This is a genomic window from Sphingomonas sp. Ant20 (assembly GCF_000783375.1).
Classification (GTDB): Bacteria; Pseudomonadota; Alphaproteobacteria; order Sphingomonadales; family Sphingomonadaceae; genus Sphingomonas; species Sphingomonas aerolata.
This window is the reverse complement of the sequence record NZ_JRVI01000125.1, coordinates 1-3,355: the sequence shown is the minus strand read 5'-3', so window position 1 is coordinate 3,355 and position 3,355 is coordinate 1. Positions and strand designations below refer to the sequence as shown.

Annotated in this window: 5 protein-coding genes; all 5 read left to right on the top strand. The window is 65.9% G+C overall.

The annotated features are described in order from the left end of the window. The coding region (locus tag NI18_RS14600; protein WP_037530879.1) for a L,D-transpeptidase family protein at window positions 1-493 on the top strand (493 nt) is incomplete at its 5' end. 92 nt (window positions 494-585) lie between these two features. Further along, a complete protein-coding gene (locus NI18_RS14595) occupies window positions 586-1,485 on the top strand; it encodes a heme o synthase (protein ID WP_037530876.1) in 900 nt (299 codons plus the stop codon). Continuing rightward, window positions 1,482-1,625, top strand: coding sequence for a hypothetical protein (locus NI18_RS25740; RefSeq protein ID WP_166746380.1), 144 nt, complete (start codon window positions 1,482-1,484; stop codon window positions 1,623-1,625). The genes NI18_RS14595 and NI18_RS25740 overlap by 4 nt, the downstream gene beginning before the upstream one ends. Continuing rightward, window positions 1,625-2,176 (top strand): cytochrome c oxidase assembly protein, encoded by a 552-nt coding sequence (locus NI18_RS14590; RefSeq protein WP_037530874.1) that lies wholly within the window; start codon window positions 1,625-1,627, stop codon window positions 2,174-2,176. The genes NI18_RS25740 and NI18_RS14590 overlap by 1 nt, the downstream gene beginning before the upstream one ends. A gap of 18 nt (window positions 2,177-2,194) precedes the next feature. Beyond that, complete coding sequence (locus NI18_RS14585; RefSeq protein ID WP_031441784.1) at window positions 2,195-3,121, top strand: cytochrome c oxidase subunit 3; 927 nt, start codon at window positions 2,195-2,197, stop codon at window positions 3,119-3,121. Window positions 3,122-3,355 lie beyond the last annotated feature (234 nt).

Below are 3,355 nucleotides of genomic sequence, written 5' to 3'. Positions count from 1 at the left end.
TGCCCCCAAACCGGCCGCCCCGGATCCCGCCGCCTACACCGTCAAGCGCATCCTCCAGATCCCCGGCCCCATGCGTCAGGGCGACCATTACTGGGACGAAACCGGCGCCCCCCAGGGCCCCGTCATCGTCACCGTCGACCTCGCCGCGCAGACCGTCTCGGTCTTCCGCGCCGGCTATGAGATCGGCACCGCGGTCATCATCTACGGCGCGGACGACAAGCCGACTCCCCTGGGCGTCTTCCCGATCACGCAGAAGGATGCCGACCACGTCTCCAACATCTACAATGCGCCGATGCCGTACATGCTGCGGCTGACCAATGACGGCATCTCGATCCATGGCAGCGATGTCGGCGACGGCTATGCCACGCATGGCTGTATCGGCGTGCCCAGGGCGTTCGCGAAGCGGATCTTCGACGCGGTGAAGCTCGGCGACCGGGTGATCGTCACCGATGGCGAGCGACTCGACCTCGGCCAGCCGATCACCGCCGCCTGATCGGCATACCCGGATTTCGATTTTCCCAGCAGAAGCCCAGCAGAACCATGGCTTTCCCCGAACCGCCGGGTCGCGTATAGGCCTGCGCAACCATGACCACTGCGACGCCCCTGCTTCCCCCCGCCGAATGGCGCGACTTTCTGGCGCTGACCAAACCCCGGGTGATGACGCTCGTCGTGTTCACCGGGCTGTGCGGCATGCTCGCCGCGCCCGTCGGCATCCATCCGGTGATCGGCTTCACTGCGATCCTGTGCATCGCGCTCGGCGCGGGTGCGGCGGGGGCGCTCAACCAATGGTATGAATCCGATATCGACGCGGTGATGCGCCGCACGCAGAAGCGCCCGCTTCCCGCCGGCCGGATGGACCGTCAGGCCGCGCTGCATTTCGGCGTCGGGCTCGCGAGCTTCTCGGTCCTGCTGATGGGGCTCGCGGTCAACCTCGCCGCGGCCGCGATCCTGACCGTCTCGATCCTGTTCTACGTCCTCGTCTACACCGTCTGGCTCAAGCGCCGCACGCCGCAGAACATCGTCATCGGCGGTGCAGCGGGCGCCTTCCCGCCGCTGATCGGCTGGGCGGCAGCGACCGGTGACGTCGCGCTGCTCCCGCTCTTGCTGTTCGGGCTCGTCTTCCTGTGGACGCCGCCGCATTTCTGGGCGCTCGCGCTGTTCGTGAAGACCGATTACGCCAATGCGGGCGTGCCGATGCTCCCGGTCGTCGCGGGCGAGCGCGTCACCCGGACTCAGATCGGCCTCTACACCATTCCGATGGCGCTCGCCGCGGTGCTCCCCTGGCCGCTCGGCCTGGTCGGCAATTTCTACGGCATCGTCGCAACCGTCCTGACCGGCATCTTCGCATGGCTCGTGGTCGTCGTCGCGACGCGCACGACCGGCACCGACGACGCGATGAAGCCCGAGCGGCGATTGTTCAAATATTCGATCCTGTATCTCTTTGCGATGTTCGGCGCGCTCGTCGTCGATAGGTGGCTGGCATGAACGACGACAAGACCCGCGAAGACCTGATCCGCCGCCGCCAGATGGGCCGGGCCAAGGTGATGGCGCTGCTGCTCGGCGCGTTCGTCATCCTCGTCTTCGCCATCTCGATCGCCAAGATCCAGGCGGGGATGCCGCACTGATGCGGATCGAGCGCACCACGCGAACCGCCCTGCTCGCGGTGCTCGGCATCTGCTTCATGACCGGGCTCGCCTTTGCCAGCGTGCCGCTCTACCGCCTGTTCTGCCAGGTCACCGGCCTCAACGGCACGACGCAGCGCGGGCTCGTCGCCCCGGGCGGGACCGATCGCCAGATCCGCGTCGATTTCGACGCCAATGTAAACCCGAAGCTGCCGTGGAAGTTTGCGCCCGAAAACCCGTCGGACACGATCGCGGTCGGCGCGCGCGACATGGCGTTCTTCACCGCGACCAACACCTCGGACCGGCCGATCACCGGCACCGCGACATTCAACGTAACGCCCGCGCAGGCCGGCAAATATTTCACCAAGATCCAGTGCTTCTGCTTCACCGAGCAGACGCTCAAGCCCGGCGAGACCGCGCGGATGCCGGTGATCTTCTTCGTCGATCCGAAGATCCTGAAGGATCCCGACGCGGCGGATATCCAGACGATCACGCTCAGCTACACGTTTTACCCGGTGGATTCCGCGAAAAAACGCAAGCTAGGACAGTCGTAAAGAACATAGGGGAGTAACATGGCCGGCGCCAAGAACCACGATTATCACATCCTGCCGCCCAGCGTCTGGCCGCTGGTCGGGTCGATGTCCGCGCTCGTGATGGCGGTCGGCGGCGTCATGTGGATGCATGGCGGCCATGTCGACAAGCCCAATGGCGGCGGCTGGATCTTTTTCATCGGTCTCGCCGGGCTGCTCTTCACTTTCTACAGCTGGTGGGCACAGGTCATCGCCGAGGCACGCGCGGGCGATCACACCCCCGTCGTCCAGCTCCATTTCCGCTACGGCATGATCCTGTTCATCGCCTCCGAAGTCATGTTCTTCGTCGGCTGGTTCTGGGCCTTCTTCGACTTCTCGCTTTTCCCGACGGCGATGAGCATCGTCGACGGCCAGGTCGAACGCGCCGCCGAAGGCGCGGCCGCGGTCGCCGCGCAGTGGCCGCCCAAGGGCCTCACCGTCATCAACCCGTTCGAGCTGCCGCTGCTCAACACGCTGATCCTGCTGACGTCCGGCACCACCGTCACCTGGGCGCATCATGCGCTGATCCACAACCAGCGCGGTGGCGAGAAGACCGGGCTGTGGGGCATGATCGGCGTCGGCAACCGCGACGGCGTGCTCAAGGGCCTGTGGCTGACCGTCATCCTCGGCGCGCTGTTCAGCGCGATCCAGGCCTATGAGTACATGCACGCCCCGTTCCCGTTCAAGGGGATCAACTATGGCGCGGCGTTCTTCATGGCGACCGGGTTCCACGGCTTCCACGTCCTCATCGGCACGATCTTCCTGATCGTCTGCCTCGTCCGCGCCTATAAGGGCGACTTCACCCCGCGCCAGCATTTCGGCTTCGAGGCCGCGGCCTGGTACTGGCATTTCGTCGACGTCGTCTGGCTGTTCCTGTTCGTCACCGTCTATGTCTGGGGCGGCTGGGGCGCCCCCGTCCACGGCGGTTGAGCGTTCACGCCCACCCCCTCCCTGCCTACCACCCCGGCGAAGGCCGGGGCCCAGTTGGCAAGGCCACAGTAACGAAGCGCAGACCTCAGTTAGCAACGTCCCCCAACTGGGCCCCGGCCTCCGCCGGGGTGGTATGTTTGGGCAGCACCCGCACCACAAGACTGTTCCCCCGCAAAGGCAGGAACCCAGCCCGGACTCCCACCTCCTTTCCTACCACCCCGGCGAAGGCGGGCC